This window comes from Trebonia kvetii, from assembly GCF_007827045.1.
In the GTDB taxonomy this organism is placed as follows: domain Bacteria; phylum Actinomycetota; class Actinomycetes; order Streptosporangiales; family Streptosporangiaceae; genus Trebonia; species Trebonia kvetii.
Map to the genome: position 1 here is coordinate 166,648 of NZ_RPFW01000011.1, position 22,252 is coordinate 188,899.

The following is a 22,252-nucleotide window of genomic DNA, read 5'->3' on the forward strand; positions in this document are numbered from 1 at the left end:
CGCCGGATCAGTGCCAGCACGTATCGCTGGTACGTAACCGGGCGCAGGGCGATACTGCTTGCATGGGGGAGCCGATCGTCGGCCGAGGCGATGAGCTGGCGCAGCTGCGGGCGGCGCTGGTCGCCGCGTCCGGCGGCGCGGGGCGGCTTGTGTTGGTCAGCGGCGAGCCCGGGATCGGCAAGACCCGTCTGGCCGCCAGCCTCGCGGACATGGCCGCGCAATACGAGGTGCCGGCGGCCGCCGGCGGCGCGATCGACGACCCGGGCATGCCGCCGCTGTGGCCATGGCACGCAGTGTCCCGGTCGGTCCCGCCGCTTGCCGCCATGCTCGATGGCACGGCAGGCTCAGCCGGCGGGGCACAGGGTTCAGCGGATTCTGGGTCCGAGCGATTCGCGATGTTCGCCGCGGCCAGCCGTGCGCTCGCCGATGCAGCCAGAGAGCGTGGGCTGCTGGTCGTACTCGAAGACCTGCATTGGGCCGACCGGACGTCGCTCCTGCTGCTGCGGCACCTGACGGGCGAGCTCTCGGGCAGCAGGCTGCTTGTCGTCGCTACCTTCAGGGAAACGGCAGAAAAGCCGCTCGCTGGGCTGCTCCCCGCGCTGCTGCGCGGCGAGGGCACCAGGCTGATCCGGCTGACCGGGCTGCCGCGGCCGGAGATCGCGCAGTGGCTGCGCCGGCTGGGCACCAGCGGCGACGTGGACGACCTCGCCGGCCGGCTGCGCGCGCGGACCGCGGGGAACCCGCTCTTCGTCCGGATGCTGATCGAGCACGGCGCGGCGGCCGGCGCCGACGACGAGGCGCGGGTGTTCCCGAGCTGCGGCACCTGGCCCTGGCCCACCTGGACGGCCTTGACGGCGCGGAACGGGAGCTGCTCGACGCGGCGAGCGTGCTCGGTGAGCGGATCGATCCGCCGCTGCTGCGCGAGGTCACCGGGCTGTCCGGCGCCGGGGTCGCCGCCGCGCTCGACAGGGCCGCCGCGCTCGGCGTCCTGACGTCGAGCCCCGAGGCCGCGCAGTTGTCGTTCGCGCACGCCCTTGTCAGGGATGCCGTCTACGACGACCTCGCGCCGTCACGGCGGATGGCACTGCACGAGCGCGCCGCCCGCGCTCTCGAGCAATCGGAACGGGGTTCGGGCTGCGCCGCACAGGCCGCCGTTCACTGGCAGCGGTCGGGCGCACCGGGCTGGGCGGAACACTGCCAGCGGCAGGCCCACGCGGCGGCCAGGTCGGCGGCGGCGTCACTCGCCTACGACGAGGCGGCTCGGTTCGCCGCACTGGCGCTGCGGGCCGCCGAAGCGGACGCCGCGCAGCCGGCGGGCACGCGGGCCGAGCTGACTTTGGAGGCGGCACGCGCCGAATTCGCCGCGGGACACATCGACGCCAGCCTCGCCCACTGCCAGGCGGCGGCCCGGCTGGCGCCGGAAGCCGGCCGCCCGGACATCCGCGTGGCCGCCGCCCTGGTGATCACCGGAATCGGCGACCCCGCGATGACCACGGCGGTGGACACGCTGTGCGCCGAGGCGCTCGGGGCAGTAGCCGAACAGGACACCGCGCTGCGTGCGCGGCTGCGCGCCAGGCAGGCGCTCTTCGCGGCGGAAGCGGGCGCGGGAAACCTGGCGCGGGAACTGTCCGCGGAGGCTCTCGCGCTCGCCGAGCGCGGCGGCGACCCCGACGCGCTGCTCGACGGCATCCACGCGCGGCACCTGGCGCTGTCCGCGCCGCAGTTCCTCGCGCAGCGGGTCGAACTCGCGGAGCGGGCCTGCCTGGTCGCCCGCCAGGCCCGCCAGCCGCTCGCCGAACTGTGGGGACACGTCTGGCTGGTCGACGCGGCATTCCAGGCCGGAGATCTCGCCGCGGTGGACGACGAACTCGGCCGCATCGAGCAGTTCGCCGTCACTCGCAGGCACGGCCTCGCCTGGTGGCACCTGCACCGGCTGCGGGCGACAAGGGCGGCGCTCGTCGGCGACCTGGGCGCGGCGATCGAGCACAACGAGGCCGCCCGCGCGGTCGCCGAGCAGATCGGCACCGTCAGCACGCTCGGCATGTACTACGCCTTCCTGAACCAGCTCGCGCTGCTGCGCGGCACCATGGACCGCGAGACGTCCCAGGCGGCGATCGCGATGCTGCGTCAGGCGTCTGGCATCGCCCTGGTGCGTGTCTTCGTCCCAATGGTCCACGCGCTGACCGGCGACCTGGACCTGGCGCGCGCCACGTTCGAGGAGTTCAGGCACATGCCGGGCACGATCGAGGTCGGGCCGCGCTGGGGGGCGCTGCTCATCTTCATCGGGGTCGTCGCGGTGCTGCTCGGCGACGCGGACACCGCCGACCGGGTCTACCGGGAGCTGTCCGGGCTCGCGCCCTGCTACATGGGCGACGGCTCGGGCGCGGCGTTCTGCGCCGGTTCCCTGGAGCGGCCCATGGGCGACCTCGCCCTGACCGCCGGCCGGGTGGACGAGGCGATCCGCCGCTACACCAGCGCGATCGAGATGAACGCGCGGATCGGCGCCAGGCCATTCCTCGCGCTGAGCAGGCTTGGCCTGGCGCGGGCGCTGGCGGCCAGTGACGATCGCGGTGACCTCACCGCGGCGCGCGCCATGGTCACCGAGGCCGCCGCGGAGTTCCGCCGGCTCGACCTGCCTGGCCAGCTCGCCGCCGCGGACGCCCTGCTGGCCGGCATCGACGCGCGGGCTCGCGCGGCGAGCCCGCTGTCGCCGCGCGAGTGCGAGGTGGCATCGCTGGTCGCGCAGGCGATGTCGAACAGGCAGATCGCGGAGCGGCTCGTGCTTTCCGAGCGCACCGTGGAGACGCATGTCCGCAGCATCCTCGCGAAGCTCGGCTACTCAACGCGGACGGAAATCGCCACCTGGTCGCTGCGCAGCGACGCCGCGGACGCCAGCCGCGGTGGCTAAGGCCGGTGTCCCTCCGGCGAGGTGCCTCGTCCGCGTACGACAGCAGGCGCTCCGCCGTGAGGCGGATCCAGGCGTTGACCCAGTCGCCGGTGACGGCCTCCCCTAGGTGGGCCGCCCGATTCCCTGATCGTGGGCTACCGGCGGCGATATGCGCCGCGGATGGTCTTTGTCGACGCAAGTAACCCTGACGCCAGCACCGACCTCGCCGGCAACCTTGTTGCACGGCAACCCTGCGGGGGGGAGCCCACCGCGCGGCCAGCCTTTCTCCCGGCCGTCCGTTGCATCGGCTGCACCGGCCACGATGGACTGGCGCCGACGAGACGGACAGCGCACACTAGGGATCGGCGGCAAGAACCGGGTTGCCGACCGGGCAGAACAGGGGCAAGGCAGTGACCCAGGACATCCCACCGGATGCGGCGGACCGGGCACGTGCGCTGTTCGGCGACTTCATCGAGCGTCGCTGGGGAGAGGCACGCCCCGAATTCGACGCGAGGTGGGGCGATCACGTGTTCATGGATCGGTTCGCCCGCGGGTGGAGGGACATGGCGGACTCCGCTGGCAGCTTCAAGCGCATCGGCGCGCCTCTCGCCCGCCGGTCCGGCGATTACACCGTGGTGGATGTCCCTCTAATTGCCGGGCGTGGTGAAGCAATCGGCAAGGTGGCCTTTGACACTGCGGGTAAGGTCGCTGGCCTGGCGATAAAGTATCCCCGCCGACATCGGCTAGACCCACGGCCCGTGCGTATTTTCTTCCTCGGGAACCCTGAGATCCTTGGGCTCGGGCGCACTCGGATCTAACTGGGCTATCTGCGGCCCGCCGGTCACTGGGCGGTTTCGTCTGCTGCTGGGCGGCGACCCATGCGTGTGCACAACCCGACTCGCTGTGGTCGCCGGGTATGTAAAGTCGCGGGGAGGGCCGGCTGCCGAGGCCGGGTCTGCCGGCTTTGCTTAACCACCGGTGAGATAAGGGGTGCAAAGCGGACGGGAATGTGGTCGCCGGTTAAGCAAGGGTGGGAAAAGTGGTCGGCGGTTAAGCAAAGAGTGTCGCCGGATGTGCGAGCCCCCGCTTATGACCCACAATCACGCCAGCAGTCGCGAGGACTAGCGGGCCGTCCAGCCGCCGTCGACCATGATGGTCTCGCCAGTGATCAGCGAGGCGGCCGGGGACGCGAGGAACACCACGACGCCGGCCACCTCGACGGGCTCGCCGATGCGGTGCAACGCGGCGACCCGCTCGATGACGTCCGCACGGAACTCCGGATCGGACAGCGCGGGCTCGGTGCCAGGGGTGCGGATGAACGTGGGCGCTACCGCGTTGACGGTGATCCCATGGCTGCCCCATTCGACGGCCAGGCACTTGGTCAAGTGCGCGATGGCGGCCTTGGTCATGCAGTACACGGACTCTCCTGGCAGTGCCACCGCGCCGGCCTGGGAGCCGATGCTGATGATCCGCCCCGACCCCTGCCCGATCATGACGCGCCCGGCGGCCTGGCTAGCCAGGAAGGTGCCCTTGAGGTTGACGGCCAGGGTCGCGTCGAGGTCTTCCTCGCGAACGTCTTCTGCGCGGTTCTGCGGTGCGATGCCGGCGTTGTTGACGAGGATGTCCAGCCGTCCGAACCCGGCCACCGCCGCGTCGACCGCCGGGGCTATCTGGCCGGGCACGGCCAGATCCATCTGCAGCGGCAGGGCGCGCTTGCCAAGCGCCTCGATCTCAGCGGCGACGCCGCCGTCGGCGCCCGCGTCGCGCAGCCCGAGCGCGACATCAGCGCCTGCCGCGGCGAGCGCCAGCGCGATGGCCCGGCCAAGCCCGCGGGCGGCGCCCGTCACAAGCGCGACCTGGTCGTCCAGCTCAAAACTCGGCAGTACCGGCATCACCGCTCCTCACCAGTCCCGCCCCACCCTAACGTGAACGATCGCCGCTATTTGGCGGTGATCCCGATCGCGTCGCTTGCCGCAAGGCCGAGGTCGCGCATGGTCTTGCGGTAGGCGACGGCGACCGCGTCGAACTTCAGGTGGAGTTCGGCGGCAAGGTCGAACGGCACGCGTTCTGGCCGCTGCGACTCGACGACGACCTGGTCCTGGCCGAAGATGGTGTCCTCGAACTCCTGGATCACCCGGTCTGGCTGGTCGGTGTTGTAGTTGCGGCCGATGACCACGTATCCGACGCACTGGTCGGCGGCGACCGGCTGCGAGGCGAAGAAGTACACCATGCCGCGCTGGCCGCCCCAGCCGAGCCGCAGCACGATCGTGTAGGGCAGGTGCAGTTCGTAGCGGCTGCGCCGTTCTGGCGGCCCGGCCTGCTCGTTGGCGAAGACCGGGAAGTCGTCGCTGTTGGGCGCCTCGGGACGGACGATCTGATAGCGCAGCACGTGGCCGTCGGTCTCCACCTGGTACGGCGGGACCACCGGTCGCTCGGGGTCGCCGAGCAGGCCCGGGTGTACCCAGGGGAAGTGGCCGAAGTCGGTGAAGTTCTCCACCTGCCGCGCCGCGTCGCAGCGCCACCGGTAAGGGCCGGCGGGCACGATGATCCACTCGCCGTCTTCCAGTTCGGGTACCTCGGGCAGCGGCCACCGGGGCTCGTCGAGCGCGACCCAGATGAGCCCGTACCGCTCCTGCGCGCGGTATGCCGCCACCCGGGCCTTGGCGGGGACGGCCGCCGGGTCCTCCTTCTGCGGGATCGCGGTGCACCGCCCGTCCGCGCCGTACCGCCAGCCGTGGTAGGCGCAGACCAGTTCGTCGCCCTTGACCCAGCCGAGCGACAGCGCGGTGCCGCGGTGCACGCACAGGTCGGACATCGCCCGCGGGGTGCCGTCGGCGCCGCGCCAGACCACAAGCGGCTCGCCGAGCAGGTCGGCGTGCGCCGGGCGGTCGGTGATCTCGCTGGCGAACGCGACCGGATGCCAGCACGCCCGCTGAGCGGTCAGGTTCGCGAACACTCCCGGCGAACTCATTCCCGCCCCTGTGACCGCCAGGCGAGGACGGACCAGCGGGACATGCCCGACAGCAGCGAGCCGACGCTGGCGAACGAACAGACCGAGAGCACGGAGGCGAACGAGCCCGCCGAGCCGATCGACAGGATCGAGCCCGCGGAACCGATGGACAGGATCGACCCGCTCGAGCCGATGGACAGGATGGACCCGGTCGAGCCGATGGACAGGATCGATCCAACCGAGCCCTGCTGGGAGCGTGCGGACACTGGCAAGCGCATGGCTCCATTGTCGCAGCCACTGCCGCTCATGGCCGTCAGGCGGTGACCTGTCTCGGGCCAGGAGCTGGTCGCTCAGGTTCGGTCAGGTTTGGTCAGGCGCGGAGCTGGCAATAGCGGTGTACCAGTAGCCAGCCGCGAGATTCGCCGCCGCGGGCGCTAGGAACAACGCCGACAACAGGTACATCTTGCGCCGTTCCCGGTCTGTTTCCGCTTGACGGCCGAGCGAGAGCAGAACGAGGCCGATGCCGAGCTGGAAGCCGCCGGCGGCGGCACGCGTGGCACCGGAGACGCCGAGGTGGCGATACTCCCACGGACTGATCAGGCGGTGCGTGCCGGGTCGCGAGGGAGATAGCCACCAGCTGCGCAGGTCTTTCGCGGCGACGTTGGCGTCGGGTGCGTTCATCGGGATGCCTCCCCCTGTCGGCTACGGTGCCAGTCATCTAAGGCCTATCACCCGGATCAGGAGCACGCACCAAGGAAGAACAGGTACACCGCAGCCGCGTAACCAGACTGAACGGCCGGGCCGGGCCGAGCAAGCCGCGTGCAGGCCTTGTGCCGTACCCGGGCCGTGGGGATGATTCCGTCATGGCACTGCCGCCAGCGTCCGCACGGCGGCAGCCGCCGCCGTGCGGACGAGCGTGGAGATGACGGATGACCAGTGACACTGCTCGGCAGCGGGCCGAGATCGAGGACGCGATAGCGGGCCGGACGCTCTGCGATGAACTGCGGCAGGTAGCGGAGACCTCGGGTGATGCCGGCGCGTACTCCGACCAGGCCGAAGCGGGCGGTGACTGGCGGACCGTTACCTGGGAGCAGGCGAGGCAGCGGGTGCTCGAGGCGGCGGCCGGGTTCGCCGCGCTTGGCCTGGCGTCAGGCGGACGGGTCGCGCTGATGCTGCCGAACCGAAGCGAGCACGTCATCGCCGACCTCGGCGCGGTGCACGCGGGCGGCCTCGGGGTGACGTTCTACTCAACGCTCGCGCCCGAGCAGATCGCCTACGTTGCCGCGGACTGCGACGCACGTATCGCCGTGCTCGACGGGGCGCCGGAACTCGCCCGCTGGCAGCCGGTCCTTGACCGGCTGCCGGGGATCGCGAAGGTCATCGTGCGCGATGAGTCCGCCTGCCCGGCCGGTGACCAGTACCTGACCTGGGCGAACCTGATGGAGCTTGGCAGGGAGCGCCTGAAAGCCGATCCGGGCGAGATCGCGGCCCGCGTCGCGGCGATCAAGCCCGACGACCCGCTGGCCCTGCTGTACACCTCTGGCACCACGGGCAACCCCAAGGGCGTCCTGCTCACCCACCGCAACATCCTCTTCGCGCTGGAGACGGCCGGCCGGGTCGGCGTCATCACCCACGGCGTCCGGTGGGTCTCCTACCTGCCGCTCGCGCACATCGCCGAGCGCATGTTCAGCGTTTACCTGCCCATCCGCAACGTCGGCCACATTCACTTCTGCCCGGATGCCACGCGGCTCGTCCCGGTGATCGGGCAGGTGCGCCCCACCGCGTTCTTCGGCGTGCCCCGGGTGTGGGAGAAGATCAGGGCGGGCATCCAGGCCCACCCCGCGGCCCAGCAGGACGAGCACGTCCGCGCGCACGTGGCGCGTTCCATGGAGACCGGCCGCCGCTACGTGGAAAGCTGCCAGTACGGGCATGTCACGTCCGACGAACTGGCGCGCGAGTTCTGGATAGCGGACGAGGTGATGCTCGGGCCGATCCGCGGTCTCATCGGCTTCGGCGAGGCCAGTGCGTTCTCCAGTGGCGCGGCCCCGCTGCCGCCGGACGTGGCCGCGTTCTTCGCCGGCCTCGGCATGAAGATCCTCGACGTGTACGGGATGACGGAAACGACGGGGGCCTTCACCGCCAACACACCCGACGAGTTCAAGCTCGGCACGGTGGGACGGCCGGTCGCCGGGATGGAGGTCAAGATCGCCGAGGACGGCGAGATCCTGGCCCGCGGGCCGCACAACACCCCCGGCTACCTCGGGCTGCCCGCCCTGACGGAAGCCCTGATCGACGCCGACGGGTGGCTGCACACCGGCGACATCGGCTCGATCGACGCCGACGGGTTCGTGTCGGTGACGGACCGGAAGAAGGAACTGATTATCACCGCCGGCGGTGAGAACATCGCACCCGCCGGCGTGGAGAACGCGCTGGTGGCCCACCCGCTGATCGGCCAGGCGCTCGCCTACGGCGACCGCAGGCCCTACGTGGTCGCCCTGCTGGCGCTGGACGGCGAGGCCGCGCCCGCCTGGGCCAGGGCCCGGGGCATCACCGCCGGGTCGCTCGCCGAACTGGCGGCCGACCCGCGGGTGCTCGCCGAGGTGGGCGCCGGGGTGGCCGCCGCCAACGAGCGGCTGGCCCGGGTGCAGCAGGTCAAGCGGTGGCGCCTGCTGCCCGTGGAATGGACGGCGGACACCGGCGAGCTGACCCCCACGCTCAAGATCAAGCGCCGCGTCGTGCACGCTAAGTACGCCGACGTCATCGACTCCCTCTATGACGGGTGACCGCGCGGCCGCACCGAAGTCACAAACATCGATACCGAACGGGTTGCGGCATCTCCCGCCCGGGCCGTTATTCCCCGCCGGGGCGGGCAGGCGGCCGGCGCGTATCCTTGATGCGGGGCGTCCAGCATGCTGTGGGGGGGCGCGCGTGACGGATGACATCCTCAGCCAGGGCGATGACCGCGGGCCCAGTCAGTGGCGGCGTCGCCTGACGGTGATCGCGGCTCTCATCGCCGTCGTCGTCGGCGGTGCCGTCTATCTCAGCATCCCGCGCCACCACGGTGCTCCGGCGGCTGTCCGGCAGACGCCGGGTACCGCTCTGCCATCGCCGGTGATTCCGTCGGCTCCGCCCGCCGTGCCGGCTGGGCCGAACGGCATCACCGGGCACACCCTGGCCTGGGACCGCAGCCTCCGGCTGCCGGCCGCGGGATCGCGGCCCATCTGGTTCTCGCCTGCCTCCGGCCGTTCCGAGCCGATCGCTGGCCTGCCCGCTGACCCGTCCGGTTACCAGTTCACCCGCGTCGCCGGCGGCTGGGCGGTGCGGTCAAGCGCTGCCGCGCCAGCCCGCTGCGGCAGTTGCGCGGGGGCCCAGGCGCCGGTCTGGTTCCTCGCCGACGGCGGACGGTCGGCGACGCAACTCGGCACCGCCAACCTGGTCGCGCCGGCCGCCACCGCCGGCGCCGCCTGGCTGACCAGCTATCGGCCTGGTGCCAACATGATCACCGCGGCAGGGGCGGCGCGGGAAGCCGGCGACACCGGCGCGCCGGAGCGGTCCCGGCCGGTGCGGCTCCCGCCTGGTTATGCGATCGTCCGGGGAACGGACCGCGGCCTGCTGCTGGCGCCGGTCAGCCAGCCGCCAGGGACGGCGGCCTACCTGCTGTGGGACCCGTCCGCTCCCCAGGCCAGCCAGGTATTCCATGGGGTACTCGCGACGAGTGCCGCTGAGATCGCCTGGACGTCACGGTGCGCCCCCCGCCCCGGGGGGACGACCCCCCCAAACCCCCCCGGAGCCCGGTGCGGCATCCAGCTGCTCGACCTGGCGACAGGCAGGCACACCGTGGTACCGCTGCCGGCGGGCAGTTCGGCGGTCAGCGGCGCGTTCAGTCCAGACGGCGGCTACCTCGCGCTTCAGGTGAGCTTCGGCAGCACCGGAGACGGCGGCGAGCTGGCCATGCAGCTCGAGGTCGCGCCGGTAACAACCGGCAGGCTGGCGGTCGTGCCAGGCACCTGGGTAAGCAGCGACGCCCTCATCGGTTTCGGCTGGCCCGCCCGCGGCGACAGCCTGGTCGCCGAGTTCAGCTTCACCACCAAGATGGAGCTGGCATCATGGCGCCCAGGCACGAACTACCCGTCGGTGAAGGTCATCAGGCCGGGCCCTGGCCAGGCGTTCTACATCCTTGGCTAGCGGCCAGATTCCCGGTTAACCACCAATAAATCCACCGGCATCGATGAGCCAGCGTCCCCGCCAGCGCTGTGCCAGCATTGGGCGAATGCGACCGTTTGCGCGTCATGCCAGCCTTCGTTCCCTCGGTGCCGTGGCCGTGGCGGCCCTGCTCGCCGCTGGCGCCGTGTTCGCCAGCACGAGCGCGGGTGCCGCACCCGCCCTGCCAGGTACGCCGACTCTTCCCGGCGCGCCAACTCTCCCCGGCGCGGCCGCCTGCCCGGTGTTCCCGGCGGACAACGTATGGAACACCGACATCTCCAAGCTCCCGGTGGACCCGCACAGCACCGCCTGGCTGCACAGCATGCACGCGTCGACCGCCTTCCTGCACCCCGACTTCGGCCCGAACGATGGCGGCTACCCCTACGGCATCCCGTACGCGGTCGTCACCAGCGCGCACAAGACCGTGCAGGTCAAGTTCAGGTACGCCAGCGAGAGCAACCGGGTGCCGTATCCGCTCGGCCCCGACACCCCGATCGAGGGCGGCAAGAACGCGCCGTCCGACACCGACCGCCACGCGCTGATAGTCAACAAGACCACCTGCACGCTGTATGAGCTGTGGCAGGCGCGCTACTCGGCGAACGGCTCGACGGCCGGCTCAGGCGCGGTGTGGAACCTGCGCTCCGACGCGCTGCGCCCGGCCGGCTGGACCTCGGCCGACGCGGCGGGCCTGCCGATCCTGCCCGGGCTGCTGAACTTCGCGCAGATCCAGGCGGCGGTGCGCGCCGGCAAGCCGATCAAGCACGCGATCAGGTTCACCGCCGACAGCAGCGCGGCCGCCTACATCTGGCCGGCCAGGCATCAGGCGGGCTCGGGGAGCATCGCGAAGCTGCCGCCGATGGGCGCCCGCTTCAGGCTCAAGACGTCATTCAACGTGGCGAGCTTCTGCCGCTCGTCGCAGCCGAACTGCGCGGACGCCAAGGCCGTCCTCGTGGAAATGCAGCACTACGGCCTGATACTCGCCGACAACGGCAGCGACTGGTATTTCCAGGGCGCGGCCTACCCGCAGTGGCCGGACGCCCTGGTGTCCCTGCTCAAGCAGATCCCGGCCAAGTCTTTCGTGGCGGTCAACGAATCCTGCCTCATGGTCAACCGCAATTCCGGCCAGGCTCGCGCGAAGCCAGGCTGCCCGATCGGCTGATCCGCCGGATCGGGCAGAACCACGGGATCGTAGGGTGGCCTGTGTGAGCGATCTGAAGAACCGTGTACACGACCTGCTGCCCGGCCTGCTTGGCGACCTCGAAGACCTCGTGCGCATCCAGTCCGTCAGTGCCGACCCGGAGCGCCTGGCGGAGGTGGAGAAGTCTGCGCAGAAGACGGCGCAGCTCCTTGCCGCCGAGGGCGTTGGCGCGGAAATCGTCCGCGCCTACGACGGCGCGCCGCCGGCCGTGATCGGCGAGCGGAAGGGGCCGGAGGGCGCTGCGACGGTCCTGCTCTACGCCCACCACGACGTGCAGCCGGAGAACGACCCGGCCGACTGGGACAGCGCGCCCTTCGAGCCCGTCATCCGCGGCGATCGCATGTACGGCCGGGGCGCGGCCGACGACAAGGCCGGCATCGCGGTGCACGTGGGTGCGCTGCGCGCACTGGGCGACGACCTGCCGGTCACCGTGCGGTTCTTCATCGAGGGCGAGGAAGAGGTCGCCTCGGCGACCCTGCCGGAGCTGCTGCGCCAGTACAGCGACCGGCTCGCGGCGGATGTCATCGTCATCGCCGACTCCGGAAACTGGGACATCGGCGCCCCGGCGCTCACCACGAGCCTGCGCGGCCTGGTGCGGGTGGACGTCGAGGTGCGGACGCTGACGCACGCCGTCCACTCGGGCATGTGGGGCGGTGTCGTCCCCGACGCCATCATGACGCTCACCAAGCTCCTCGCGACGCTATGGGCCGAGGACGGCAGCCCGGCCGTGGCCGGACTTGTCTCGGGTCCCGCCGCCGACGTGGAGTATCCAGAGGAACGACTTCGTGCCGAGTCCGGCGCCGCACCGGGAACCAGCTGGATCGGGGCGGGCCCGGTCGTCGAGCGGCTGTGGACGAGACCCGCCATCACCGTCACCGGGTTCGACGCGCCGAAGGTCGCCGGCGCCTCCAACACTCTCGTCCCCGTCGCCCGCGCCCGCGTCACCATCCGCCTCGCGCCCGGTGACACAAGCGCGAACGGCATCGCCCGCCTCCAGGACCACCTGGAACGGCACGTGCCGTTCGGCGCCCAGCTCACCACCACGGTCGTCGACAAGGGGGAGCCGACCGTGCTGCGGACCACCGGGGTGACCTACGACCTCGCGCGTTCCGCCCTCGCCGAGGCGTGGGACGGCACGGCGCCGGTGGACATGGGCATCGGCGGCTCGATCCCGTTCATCGCGGAGTTCCAGGAGATGTTCCCCGCCGCGAGCATTCTGGTCACCGGCGTCGAGGACCCCGACACCCGCGCGCACGGACCGAACGAGGGCCTGCACCTGCCCGAGTTCGAGCGCGCGGTGCTCGCGGAAGCCCTGCTGCTGCAGCGCCTCGGCGCCGCTTAAAGCGGCCCGCCGCGCGAGGGGCCGGGCCCCGGACGGTGCTTGTCCTGCCGTCGGCCAGTGAGGATGATGCGGTCATGGCACTGTCCACGGAGTTCACCCGGATGTTCGGGCTGACGCACCCGATCGCGCTGGCGCCGATGGGCGGGTCGGCGGGCGGTGCGCTCGCGGCCGCGGTGTCCAACGGCGGCGGGCTCGGCCTGCTCGGCGGCGGGACCGGAGACGAGACCTGGCTGGCGCGGGAACTGCCGGTCGTCGCGGCGGGCACGAGCAGGCCCTGGGGCGTCGGCTTCCAGAGCTGGTCGGCCGCTGTCGGCGTGGTCGACCTCGCACTCGAGCACGGGCCGGCCGCGGTGCTGGCGGTCGGAGCGGCAGGCGCGCTGATCGGCACCAGGTTCCAGGCCACGGCGGAGGCCCTGACCGATGACGCGGTCAAGCAGGCGATCGTCGCGGGCGGCGGTGAGGACACGGAACGCAGTCGCATCCTGGACATCGCCCGCGGCGCCCCCTGGCCGGCGAAGTATCCCGCCCGCACCTTCGGCCACCCGTACCTCGACGAGTGGCGCGGCCGCGAGGATGAGCTGGCCGCCGACGCCCGCGCCAGGCAGGCCTTCAGGGCCGGCGTCGCGAGCGGCGAGCTGCCGCCGCCGAACTGGGCAAGCCAGGCGATCGGCCTGATCGCCGACCTGCCGCCCGCGGCCGGCCTGGTCGCCGTTCTCGCCGCCCAGGCCGAAGAAGCGCTGGCCCGCGCCGCGGCACCCGGGCGCGAAGAGCCCGCGACCGGCAGGTGACGGCATCCAGGCGGCGCAAGCCCATCTAGAGAAAACCGGGTGATCCCTGGCGCCTGCATGTGACGTATCAGTACCAAGTGCGGGCAGCGCGGGCCTGACGGGGCGGCCGCGCACGGTACCGGAGGGCAGTCATGATCGGCACGGTCAAGGTCAGCGCCGGGGCGCCGAGCCGGCTGCGGTCCTTCGACCCAGTCCGGCTCGCCGACCTCGAGTACCAGGCCTGGGTGGGGTACTACCTGCGGCGCTGGCCGCGGGTGCTGATCGCCTCGGTCGGGCTGGTCAGGGTGGGGTTCGGCCTGGGCTGGTACCGGACCATGCGCGGCGCCTGGCTGGTACTGCGGGCCAACCAGTTGTGGGCGCCGTATCCCGGCAACGACCCGGCGGGCGCCCGCGCCCGCATGCGGCGGTTTTACGCCCTGGTCAAGCTTGCCCACGGCGAGCCCGACGACCCGGCCAGGGCCGCCGAACTCGAGGTCGACTGGTGGCGAGCGCATCGCGAGGGCCAGCACGCGGGCGACCGCGGCGAGCCCGCCGGCGACGCCGAACCCGGCGAGGAGCTGACCGGTGCACTGACCCGTCTGTACTCCTACGTGTACGGCGAGCCGGAATCCGCGCTCCGCCAGGCGGCGGTGGAGCGAGCCAGGGCCATGGACCTGTCCGATCAGTGGATTCGCGAGGGCTGCCAGCCAGACAGCGGACTGCTTCCGCTGGAGCACGCCGCGCTGGTCCGCTCGTATGCGGCACTGCTCGCCGCCGTGCACCGCTGACTGCGGGCCCGCTAGCCTGGCACCCGTGACCGGATCAGGGTTGTCGCTGGCTGAGGCGCTGCGCGCGCTGCCCAAGGTGGAGCTGCACTGCCACCTGGAAGGGGCGCTGCGACCGCAGACGGTGGCCGGCCTGGCCAGGAAGAACGGCGTGCCGCTGCCGCCCGGCGACGTCCGCGACTTGTACCGCTGGGAATCGCTCGATGAGTTCCTGCGTGTCTTCTGGCTGATCCAGTCGGTCCTTGGCGACCAGTCCGACTGGGAGCGGCTCGGCTACGAGTCGGTGCTCGACGGCGCCGCGACGGGCCGGGTCTACGCCGAGGTCTTCGTCTCGCCGATGAGGCACCTGGCGGCCGGTCAGACGCTCGCGTCCGTGATCGAGGGGCTGTCCGCCGGACTCGCGGCGGGCGACGCGGAGACCGGCGCCACGACCCGGCTCATCGTGAACATGGACAGAAGCTACGGCGGCGAGGCCGGTCTGCAGCTCATGACCGAGCTCATCGGGCTGCGCCGGGCGAACGCGGCGGGCGCGGACCGGGTGATCGGCATCGGCATGGACTCCGCCGAGCTCACCGTGGACCCGCTGTCGTTCGCGCCCGCCTACCGCGAGGCGGCCGCCGCCGGGCTGCGCCGCTGCGGTCACCAGGGCCAGGTTGCCCCGGCGGCGTCCATCGGCGTCGTCGCCGTCGGCCTTGGCGCCGAACGGATCGACCACGGCGTGTCGCTGATCGACGACCCGGACCTGGTCGCGTTCTTCGCCGGCCGCGGCATCCCGCTGACCATGTGCCCGACATCGAACGTGGTCATCGCCCGCGCGTGCGGCTCAGTGGGCCGCCACCCGCTGCCGCGGCTGCGCGACGCGGGAGTCCTTGTCACGCTCAACAGCGACGACCCGGCGATGACCGGCGTGGACCTGGCCGCCGAGTACGCCACGTGTGCGGCGGCGTGGAACTGGTCGTGGGACCAGATGGTGGACCTCGCCCTGGATGGCGTGGCGGCAAGCTGGCTCGATGACGACGGCAAGCGCGCGCTGTCGGCCCGCATCGCCGCCGAGGCCGCCCGCCTCGCCCCGTGAAACGCATGGCCTGGGCGGTGGTCTCCGACAGCGCCCGCGCCCAGGCCACCGCGGCGGGGACCGCCGCCGGATCGTCGTCGGCGGCGTGGCGGGCGGCCGCCTACCGCCTAACAGCACGCGCTCGCGGCCGGCTTCGACCGCGCGTTCCTGGCGGCGGCGGCCATCTCGCTGCTGTTGCTTGTCACGGCGGTCACCATAATCCGGATCCGCCGCGCCGATCTCGCAGGCCACTGAAGGTCATTACTCGGAACGGGTGCGTGGCTCCGCCGCACCCGTCCGCAGCCCCCGGAAGCCGAGGGGAGGCTCCCGGGGGCTGCCTCCGTTCCCGCGCCATGACCCCTGACGGCCGTCGTAGCGGTGGAGGGTGGGGCCGCTGGCGTCAGGCCGGCGGCATCAGGCGCGCGGCGAGTACGTCCGCACCCGGCGCGGTGCGCCGTGCGCGGCGATGGCGAGGTCGGACTGCAGCGCGTAGTAGGCGGGCTTGGGGTTGAGGTTGACGTCGTAGATCGTCGCGTATCCCTCGCCGGTGAAGAAGCCGGGCACCCAGGAGTCCGCATCGGTGAAGCCCCAGACGGTGAACGAGATGAACTCGGGCACCGCGAGGCCGGCCTTCAGCATCTCGGAGAACTCAAAAGGCTGCGCGAACTGCGACAGGCTGTCCGTCGGCACCTGGTCAGTGGCGTTGTTGACGAACGTCCTGACGTCGGCCTCCGTGATCGCGACCTTGAGGCCGAGGCTGGCATACCGCTCGATGTCCTCCTGCAGCCGCTGCGGGCTCCAGCCGTACTGGGTGTCCAGGTGTCCCTGAATGCCGATGCCGTCGATCGGCACGTGCTGGTCGAGCAGCTGCTGCGCGAGGGCGTAGGCGGCGTCGGCCTTTGCGTTGGTGCCGTCCTCGCCGCCGATGTTGTAGTCGTTGTAGAACAGCAGCGCGTGCGGGTCGGCCTGGCGTGCCCAGCGGAACGCGTCGGCGATGATGCCGGGGCCCGCGTTGGCGATCCAGAAGTTGTTCGGGTTGATCTGCGGGTTTGCGTCGGTGATGAACTCGTTGCAGACGTCCCACTGCCAGATGCGGCCGCGGTACCGGCCGACCTCGGTGTAGATGTGCTGCTGCAGCAGGCCGCGCAGCTGCGACGAGCTGATTGTCCCGTTCGACACGCCGGTGGTCAGCCAGTCGGGCAGCTGGTTGTGCCAGCACAGCGTGTGCCCGCGGACCAGCTGGTTGTTGGCCTTCGCGAACGCCATGAGGTTGTCCGCGCCCGACCAGTCGAAATTGCCCTGCGTAGGCTCGACGACCTGCCATTTCATTTCGTTGCCCGGGGTGACCACGGAGAACTGGCTGGCGGCAACGGCTGCCCACGCGGGGGTGTTGAGGTCTTGCGGGATGATCGCGCTGCCGACCCGCAGGCCGATCGCCGCGGCCAGGTCGCGCAGCGAATCGCTGGCCGGCGCCTGCTGGCCGGCCGCCCTGCCCGCCTGGGCGGTGGCCGCGCGCGCGTCGGTCACGCCGCCGAGGGTCGCCGCCAAGCCCGCGGCACCCGCCGCGCCGGCAGCAAGAACGCTACGGCGTTTCACGTCCATGTGTTCGCCTCTCGCTCAACCCGAAATATTTCGGCCTAATCCGAAATATTTCGGACGAATCTGTTGATTGAGCGCACGCTAAACGTGTTTGATAATCCCTGTCAATGGCCAACTCCCGCATTCATACCGAGAAGTTAATGATTGGAGACGCTTATCGTGACTCCAGTGACTTTCGAAACTTTCGAAACGTTTCGGCCTGGTTCAGTCCCCTAGTCGCTGGCGCATTTGCCCAGCGGACCGCACTCGATGCGCCGCCCCCACCGGGACGAACGACAGCAGGCAGAAGTACGCGAGCAAGCACGCCCACCAGATTCCCGGCAGTATCGCCCGGTTTGCGCGCGCCGGGTCAGCGCGGTTTGCGGTCAGCAGCCGCAGTCGCAGGAGTCGCAGCACCCGTCGCAGCAGGCATCCCCGCAGCACTCACAGCTGCACTCACAGCAGCAGTCCTCGCCGCAGTCGCAGCAGCAGCCGCGCCGGCGGCGCAGCGACATCAGTCCCGGCAAGGCGGCGAGCGCCGCCAGGCCCGCCAGCGGCAGGCCGCGCCCGCGCCCGTGGCCGTGCGCGGCGTCCGCCTGGTCACCCGATTCAGCCGCGCCGGAAGCGCAGGAATCCTCGGGGGCGTCCGCCGCGTCGGGCAGCTCGGTGCGGGCGACGCCGCCGAATATCCGGTGCACAGAACGGGTGAGCTCGTGCACGAGCACCGTGTGCACCAGCCGGCTGTCGCGGAACTCGGCCTCGGCGAGCGCGAGCCTGATGCCGAGCAGCGCGTCGTCGCACAGCCGTCGTGCCTCGGCCACGGCGGTCCCGGTGGCGAGCAGTGGATTCCACGCGCCGGCTGCCCGGCCGGCGGCGAGATCCTCGGCCGCGTCCGCGAGATGCGCGATCCTGCCGAACAGCCGGCCGGCCTCGGCGAGCGCCGCCGCGTTGCCCGGCTTGCCCGCGAGCACCGCGGTGTGCGCGAACGCGGCGCCCGTCGCGGTCTCCGTTGGCTCGGTGACGGTGAGCAGGGACGTGCCGGGCCCGGCGGCGGCCTCGACGGCCGTCTGCCGCCCGATCGCCTCGGTAAGCACGCCGACCTCGAAGCCGAGCTCACGCCCGGTCCGCGCGCTCGCCGCCGCCCAGCGCGCCGCCAGCGCGGTCGCCGCGCCGCGCACCCCTGGCGTGCCGAGCGCGCCGTCGCCGTCGTCGGCGTGGTCGCGGATCTTGGCCGAGGCGAGGACCAGCGACACCGTGGCGGCGAGCCGCGCGCAGTCGCCGATGCCACCTCGGCACGGCGCATGCCGCGCAGCGCGCAGCGTCCGGCCATGCGCCGCTCCGGCGGGCCGTCCGCCTGCGCCTCGGCGAGCACGGAGATGATCAACCCGTCGTAGTTGGTCGCGAGCCGCGCCGCCTGGCCGTGATCGTCGCGCAGCGACAGGCAGAGCCCGCACAGGTGCGCCCGCCACGCGTCCCCGAGTTCCCCGCCGAGCCGGTGCTTGCATGGCCGGATGATCCCGAACACTGTCCCAGGCCTCCCACTGCGCGGCCCGCACCGCGCTGCCCTACCGCGCCAGGCACCGGCCACCGCCACGGCCCAAGGCGAATTCTTCAGGAACTACCCAGACCCTAACCGGCCCCGACCCGCTCCGCCATGGCGTGATGATGAATGTGCCATCGGGACGCCTCCCGTGAACCGATGCCGCTAGCTCGCGGTCGGGTCGGCCACCTCGGCGAGGAACAGCGGCTCGCCGGTCGACGTGGCCGTCACCAGCATCAGGTACGGGCGGTCGAACCTGACGGTGACCGGGTTGACCTCGGCCGAGGTCGGCGTGACGCCCACGGCCGCGGCCGCGGCGGCCACCGTGCCCTTCTCCGCGACCTGGAGGGTGGCCGCCTGCTGAACGAACGCCAGGTTGCCCGCCAGCTTCGAGAGCCCGGTGAAGTCCGCCTGCGCGGTGAACGCCACGCCCATGCCGAGCCGCTGCAGCACCGGCTTCATGTCACCGGGGTCCCCGCCCGTGCTCAGGCTGACCTTGGGCAGGTCCACCTCGGCCGAGCTGGCGGCGCCCTGGATGCTGGATGCCCCGAGACCTCTGCCCCGCAGCACCGCGGTGAGCGACGTCAGCGCCGCCTGGCTCGGCAGCGCGCAGGAGCCGGACGCGGACCCAGCCGGCGGCAGCAGCGCCGTCATGGTCAGCTTCCCGCCCTTGTATGGCAGGTCGACGGCGGTCCAGCCTGCGGCCCTCGCGTAGGCGAACCCCTTGCCCTCCAGGTAGAAGGGCAGCACGGTCTTCCCGTTGGCAAGCGTGAAGTCGTCCTTGGTGGTCTTGGCCGGGTCGAACGGCGTTGCCCACTTGGCGTTCATGTAGAGCGCGGAGGTGAGCACCCAGCCGACGTCGCTGAGCATGCCGGGAGACACCAGGTGCGGGATGTGCCCGCGGGTGGCCGCCGCGATCGCCGCGTTCACCTCGTCGGCGGCCTTGGCCTGGTCGCTCAGGAACGGCGCCTTGGCCAGGCCTGCTCGGTAACCGGTCGCCACCGCGTTGAGGTAGCTCGTCAGCGGCGGCAGCGACGGGTCCGCCCACACCTCGTCGCTCGGCGCGAGGGTCACGCCTGGCCCGCCGAGTGCCCCGAGCGCGTCCGCGCGCGCCTGCAGCCCGGCCGCAAGGTTCGTGCCGCCTGCCGCGGGCAGGTGCAGCACGCTGGCCATCGCGGCGGCGGTCGCGCCGTGGGCGCCCGCGTAGGCCATGCCGAGGGCGCTGGCAAGCGTGGACGGCGAGAACACCAGGTTCTTGCCCGGGTACTGCGCGCACCAGGCGCGCAGCACGTCGAGTCCGAACGCGGTGTCCGCGGCGCCGAACGGGCGCGGGTCGGCGGCCGGCTCGATCGCCGCGACCCCGCGGGCCTCGACCGGTGACGGCGCGGGGCGAGGTGCCGTGGCGCTCGCGCACCCGGCGACAGCCGCCGTCAGGCCGGCGGCGAGCAGTAGGGGTGAGAACCGCATCCCAAGTCGCATGCTCATTGGACGCCGTCGGACCCGCGCCGGTTCCATGCGCGTGCCCATCACCGCGTCGGCGCCGGGCACCGCCGGGGCCGCGGCGCCGAACCCGACGTACCCGGCGGTCTATGTCGTTACCCTCAGCGCGCGGACCAGGGTCGCCCATATGCGCCCGCTGTTTGGCGACGAGGTGTGGGCAAGGCAGGCCAACGGGACCGCCACTGCGAAGACGACTCGTGACTACCTGACCCGCCGGATGACCCAGCCCAGGTTCGCCAACGCCCCGCTCTGGGCAACGCGCTTGAGCGTGCCCGCCTCGGGCAGGCCAGCCGCCTCGTCGCCGCCGAGGGCACGCTGGTCAAGGACGACCTGATGCGGCTCGGGCCCGTCGACTACCTGGCCAGCCGTGTCTTAACGCCCGACCGGCCCGCTATCTCTTGACAGTGAGCGTGCGTGGGACGGACAGCGCTGGCTGATAGGTAACGTTGCCCGCGTACCTGGCGGTCAGCTTGTGGGCGCCTGGCGCGAGCTTGCGCGCGGTTAGCGTGCATGACCCAGCCCCGTGTCTCAGCGTGATCACGCAGATCTTGACGGAGCCGGCGATCACGGTGACCGTCCCGGTGGCCGGGCCGTGGAACTTCGCGGCGACCGTTACGCTGACCCGGACGCTCTGTTCCTTCCCGTATTTCACCGTGCTGGCCGACAGCTTCTCCGCGGCCGTCGTCCGCTGGCTGACCGACCCACTGGCCACCCAGGAGTGCAAGAAATGGTTGCTGCCGATGTAGAAGCCGATGGCGCCACAGTAGCTCACCGCTGGACAGGAGACGGAGAGCACCCTGGTGTCCCGCCCCGCCGGGGCGGCCGCGCCGCGCGGCAGCTGCGCGCCTTGCCAGCTGCCGTTCCGCTCGCTCACGACGAAGGCGTCGTGGGCATTGGCGCTTGGGGAGTAGTACCCGCCCGCCACGCAGTTGCCCGCGGACGCGCAGGACAGCGAAGTGACCTCGGCCGTGCCGCCGGCGTTGAGGGAGCCGAGCCCGGGAACCTCGACCGCCTTGGCCCAGAGGCCGGCGTGCTGGGCAGCCACGAACGCCTGCTGGTGGTGCCCGGCGTCGGTGTAGTGGCCGCCGGCTGAGCAGTTGCCTGGCGCGCGGCAGGATACCGATGTGACCCGGGCGTCCCCGCCTTTGTTCAGCGCGCCGGTGCCGGGGAGCTCGGTGGCTGTGCCCCAGGTGAAGTTCTTTTCCCTGACGACGAAGGCCTCGTTTCCCGACGCCGCTTTGTAGTAGCCGCCCGCGACGCAGTCGCCTGGCGCGTCGCAGGAGACCGAGGGGAGCGCGGCCGTTCCAGCGGTCAGCGGACCTGGCACCGGGTGTGCGGGGAACCAGACGCCGCCGCGCTTGTCGGCGGTGAACGCCCTGGTGACGTTGGACGCGTCTGTGTACTGGCCGGCGACGGCGCAGTTTCCCGGCGATGCGCAGGACACCGCGGTCACCGTTCCCTTGCCGGCGTTCAGGTTGGCCGCGGTGCGCAACCGTGGTGTCCAGGTTCCGTTCGCCTGCTCGTCGCTGACCCAGCCCTGGACTAGGCCCGCCGCGTCGGTGTACTGCCCGCCCGCGGTGCACCGGCCTGGCACGGAGCAGGAGATCGCCGTGGTCGTGGTGAAGTCCGCAGCCGCCGCGTTGGCCGTTCCGACGAGGTCGGTGACCGGCCCCCATTTCCCGTTGACCTGGCTGACGACGAAGGCGGAGTAGACCTCGGATGGCCCGGGCGCTGACCCGCCGGCGGCGCAGTTGCCTGGCGAGGCGCAGGACACCGCGAAGGTCAGGTAATTGGCGGTGTTGCCGGTGACCAGGGCCTGCGGCGGCTGCCACCTACCGCCCTTCTCCGTCACCGCGAACGGCGTCTGCGGTCCGCCGGCCGTCTGGTAGATCCCGAACGCCGTGCAGTTCCCCGCCGACGCGCATGACAGCTGCTCGATCAGCGCGCTCTGGATGCCAATCGAGGCGCGGAGCGGATCGGTTGCCCCGCCCCAGGTGGACGCCGCTGACTGGGCGGCTTCTGCCGGTTCCGTGATCCCCGTGACCAGCAGGAAGGCGATGGCCGTCGCCAACATGAGTGCCGCACGTCGCGTCATGGTTCCGTGCTCCCCATCGGACCTGGGAAATCCTAAGGATTCCCTCAGCAGACATCATGGCACCGACAGGCCGCATCGGCCATCGGAGAATTACGGCAGGCCGGTAACCGCATTCAGCTGGGCGGGCGCCGTGAATGGCTGTGGCTCCCCGCACCCGTCCATCGCGGGCCTGCGGCCGACGTCCATGTCCGTCTCCATGATCATCTCCCGTCTGGAGGAACCACTGACACGGACCAGACAGGCAGATCACCAGCGAAGCGGCGAGCAGTAGGGGTGAGAACCGCATCCCGAGTCGCATGCCACTTGGGCGCCGCCGCGCCCCCGTAGGTTCCCGGCAAGGAGGACGTGACTGT

19 protein-coding genes and 1 pseudogene are annotated in these 22,252 nt (G+C 71.6%); 11 read left to right on the forward strand and 9 right to left on the reverse strand.

The window, feature by feature from the left end:
• The first annotated feature begins 62 nt into the window (after positions 1-62).
• From EAS64_RS40580 to EAS64_RS40590, 3 genes are all read left to right on the forward strand, one after another.
• Positions 63-992, forward strand: coding sequence for an AAA family ATPase (locus EAS64_RS40580; protein ID WP_145862038.1), 930 nt, complete (start codon positions 63-65; stop codon positions 990-992).
• A complete protein-coding gene (locus tag EAS64_RS40585; RefSeq protein ID WP_145862039.1) occupies positions 887-2,908 on the forward strand; it encodes a helix-turn-helix transcriptional regulator in 2,022 nt (673 codons plus the stop codon). Before EAS64_RS40580 ends, EAS64_RS40585 begins: the two co-directional genes overlap by 106 nt.
• Before the next feature lie 389 nt (positions 2,909-3,297).
• Positions 3,298-3,705, forward strand: a complete 408-nt coding sequence (locus EAS64_RS40590; RefSeq protein ID WP_145862040.1) for a DUF3887 domain-containing protein — start codon at positions 3,298-3,300, stop codon at positions 3,703-3,705.
• Positions 3,706-4,008: 303 nt separating this feature from the next.
• Here the strand turns inward: EAS64_RS40590 and EAS64_RS40595 are convergent, their stop codons facing one another.
• The 4 genes from EAS64_RS40595 to EAS64_RS40610 all read right to left on the reverse strand — a co-directional run bounded on the left by EAS64_RS40595 (position 4,009) and on the right by EAS64_RS40610 (position 6,518).
• On the reverse strand, positions 4,009-4,779 hold the full coding sequence (locus EAS64_RS40595; RefSeq protein WP_145862041.1) for an SDR family NAD(P)-dependent oxidoreductase: 771 nt from the start codon (positions 4,777-4,779) through the stop codon (positions 4,009-4,011).
• A gap of 47 nt (positions 4,780-4,826) precedes the next feature.
• A complete protein-coding gene (locus tag EAS64_RS40600) occupies positions 4,827-5,858 on the reverse strand; it encodes an aromatic ring-hydroxylating dioxygenase subunit alpha (protein ID WP_145862042.1) in 1,032 nt (343 codons plus the stop codon).
• On the reverse strand, positions 5,855-6,115 hold the full coding sequence (locus EAS64_RS40605; protein WP_222849985.1) for a hypothetical protein: 261 nt from the start codon (positions 6,113-6,115) through the stop codon (positions 5,855-5,857). The genes EAS64_RS40600 and EAS64_RS40605 overlap by 4 nt, the downstream gene beginning before the upstream one ends.
• An 82-nt stretch (positions 6,116-6,197) precedes the next feature.
• On the reverse strand, positions 6,198-6,518 hold the full coding sequence (locus EAS64_RS40610) for a hypothetical protein (RefSeq protein ID WP_145862043.1): 321 nt from the start codon (positions 6,516-6,518) through the stop codon (positions 6,198-6,200).
• A 248-nt stretch (positions 6,519-6,766) separates the two neighbouring features.
• Between EAS64_RS40610 and EAS64_RS40615 the strand changes: the two genes are divergently transcribed.
• The 7 genes from EAS64_RS40615 (at position 6,767) to add (ending at position 15,207) form a co-directional block, all read left to right on the forward strand.
• Complete coding sequence (locus tag EAS64_RS40615) at positions 6,767-8,620, forward strand: AMP-dependent synthetase/ligase (RefSeq protein WP_145862044.1); 1,854 nt, start codon at positions 6,767-6,769, stop codon at positions 8,618-8,620.
• A gap of 145 nt (positions 8,621-8,765) precedes the next feature.
• A complete protein-coding gene (locus EAS64_RS40620; protein ID WP_145862045.1) occupies positions 8,766-10,022 on the forward strand; it encodes a hypothetical protein in 1,257 nt (418 codons plus the stop codon).
• 130 nt (positions 10,023-10,152) lie between these two features.
• The gene (locus EAS64_RS40625; protein WP_145862046.1) at positions 10,153-11,199 is read left to right on the forward strand and encodes a hypothetical protein; all 1,047 of its coding nucleotides are present in this window, start codon (positions 10,153-10,155) and stop codon (positions 11,197-11,199) included.
• 43 nt (positions 11,200-11,242) lie between these two features.
• Positions 11,243-12,580: a dipeptidase gene (locus EAS64_RS40630; RefSeq protein ID WP_145862047.1), complete on the forward strand. Its 1,338-nt coding sequence runs from the start codon at positions 11,243-11,245 to the stop codon at positions 12,578-12,580.
• Between the two features lie 74 nt (positions 12,581-12,654).
• Positions 12,655-13,368, forward strand: a complete 714-nt coding sequence (locus EAS64_RS40635) for a nitronate monooxygenase (RefSeq protein WP_145862048.1) — start codon at positions 12,655-12,657, stop codon at positions 13,366-13,368.
• Positions 13,369-13,499: 131 nt separating this feature from the next.
• A complete protein-coding gene (locus tag EAS64_RS40640; RefSeq protein WP_145862049.1) occupies positions 13,500-14,135 on the forward strand; it encodes a hypothetical protein in 636 nt (211 codons plus the stop codon).
• Positions 14,136-14,160: 25 nt separating this feature from the next.
• Positions 14,161-15,207 (forward strand): adenosine deaminase, encoded by a 1,047-nt coding sequence (gene add / locus EAS64_RS40645; protein WP_222849986.1) that lies wholly within the window; start codon positions 14,161-14,163, stop codon positions 15,205-15,207.
• Positions 15,208-15,600: 393 nt separating this feature from the next.
• Here add and EAS64_RS40650 read toward each other — a convergent pair whose 3' ends face one another.
• The 4 genes and pseudogenes from EAS64_RS40650 to EAS64_RS40660 form a co-directional block, all read right to left on the reverse strand.
• Positions 15,601-16,788, reverse strand: a complete 1,188-nt coding sequence (locus tag EAS64_RS40650) for an endo-1,4-beta-xylanase (RefSeq protein ID WP_145862051.1) — start codon at positions 16,786-16,788, stop codon at positions 15,601-15,603.
• Between the two features lie 362 nt (positions 16,789-17,150).
• Positions 17,151-18,017, reverse strand: a complete 867-nt coding sequence (locus EAS64_RS40655; RefSeq protein ID WP_342782117.1) for a regulator — start codon at positions 18,015-18,017, stop codon at positions 17,151-17,153.
• 86 nt (positions 18,018-18,103) lie between these two features.
• Positions 18,104-18,358 (reverse strand): annotated as a pseudogene (locus EAS64_RS47250) (DUF5685 family protein); the annotation flags it as partial.
• A 111-nt stretch (positions 18,359-18,469) separates the two neighbouring features.
• Positions 18,470-19,771, reverse strand: a complete 1,302-nt coding sequence (locus tag EAS64_RS40660; RefSeq protein WP_222849987.1) for a serpin family protein — start codon at positions 19,769-19,771, stop codon at positions 18,470-18,472.
• Positions 19,772-19,817: 46 nt separating this feature from the next.
• Between EAS64_RS40660 and EAS64_RS40665 the strand changes: the two genes are divergently transcribed.
• The gene (locus EAS64_RS40665; RefSeq protein WP_187366540.1) at positions 19,818-20,138 is read left to right on the forward strand and encodes a hypothetical protein; all 321 of its coding nucleotides are present in this window, start codon (positions 19,818-19,820) and stop codon (positions 20,136-20,138) included.
• 57 nt (positions 20,139-20,195) lie between these two features.
• Here the strand turns inward: EAS64_RS40665 and EAS64_RS40670 are convergent, their stop codons facing one another.
• Positions 20,196-21,899 carry an Ig-like domain-containing protein gene (locus tag EAS64_RS40670; RefSeq protein ID WP_145862054.1) on the reverse strand — a complete coding sequence of 568 codons (1,704 nt, stop codon included), beginning with the start codon at positions 21,897-21,899 and terminating at the stop codon, positions 20,196-20,198.
• Positions 21,900-22,252 lie beyond the last annotated feature (353 nt).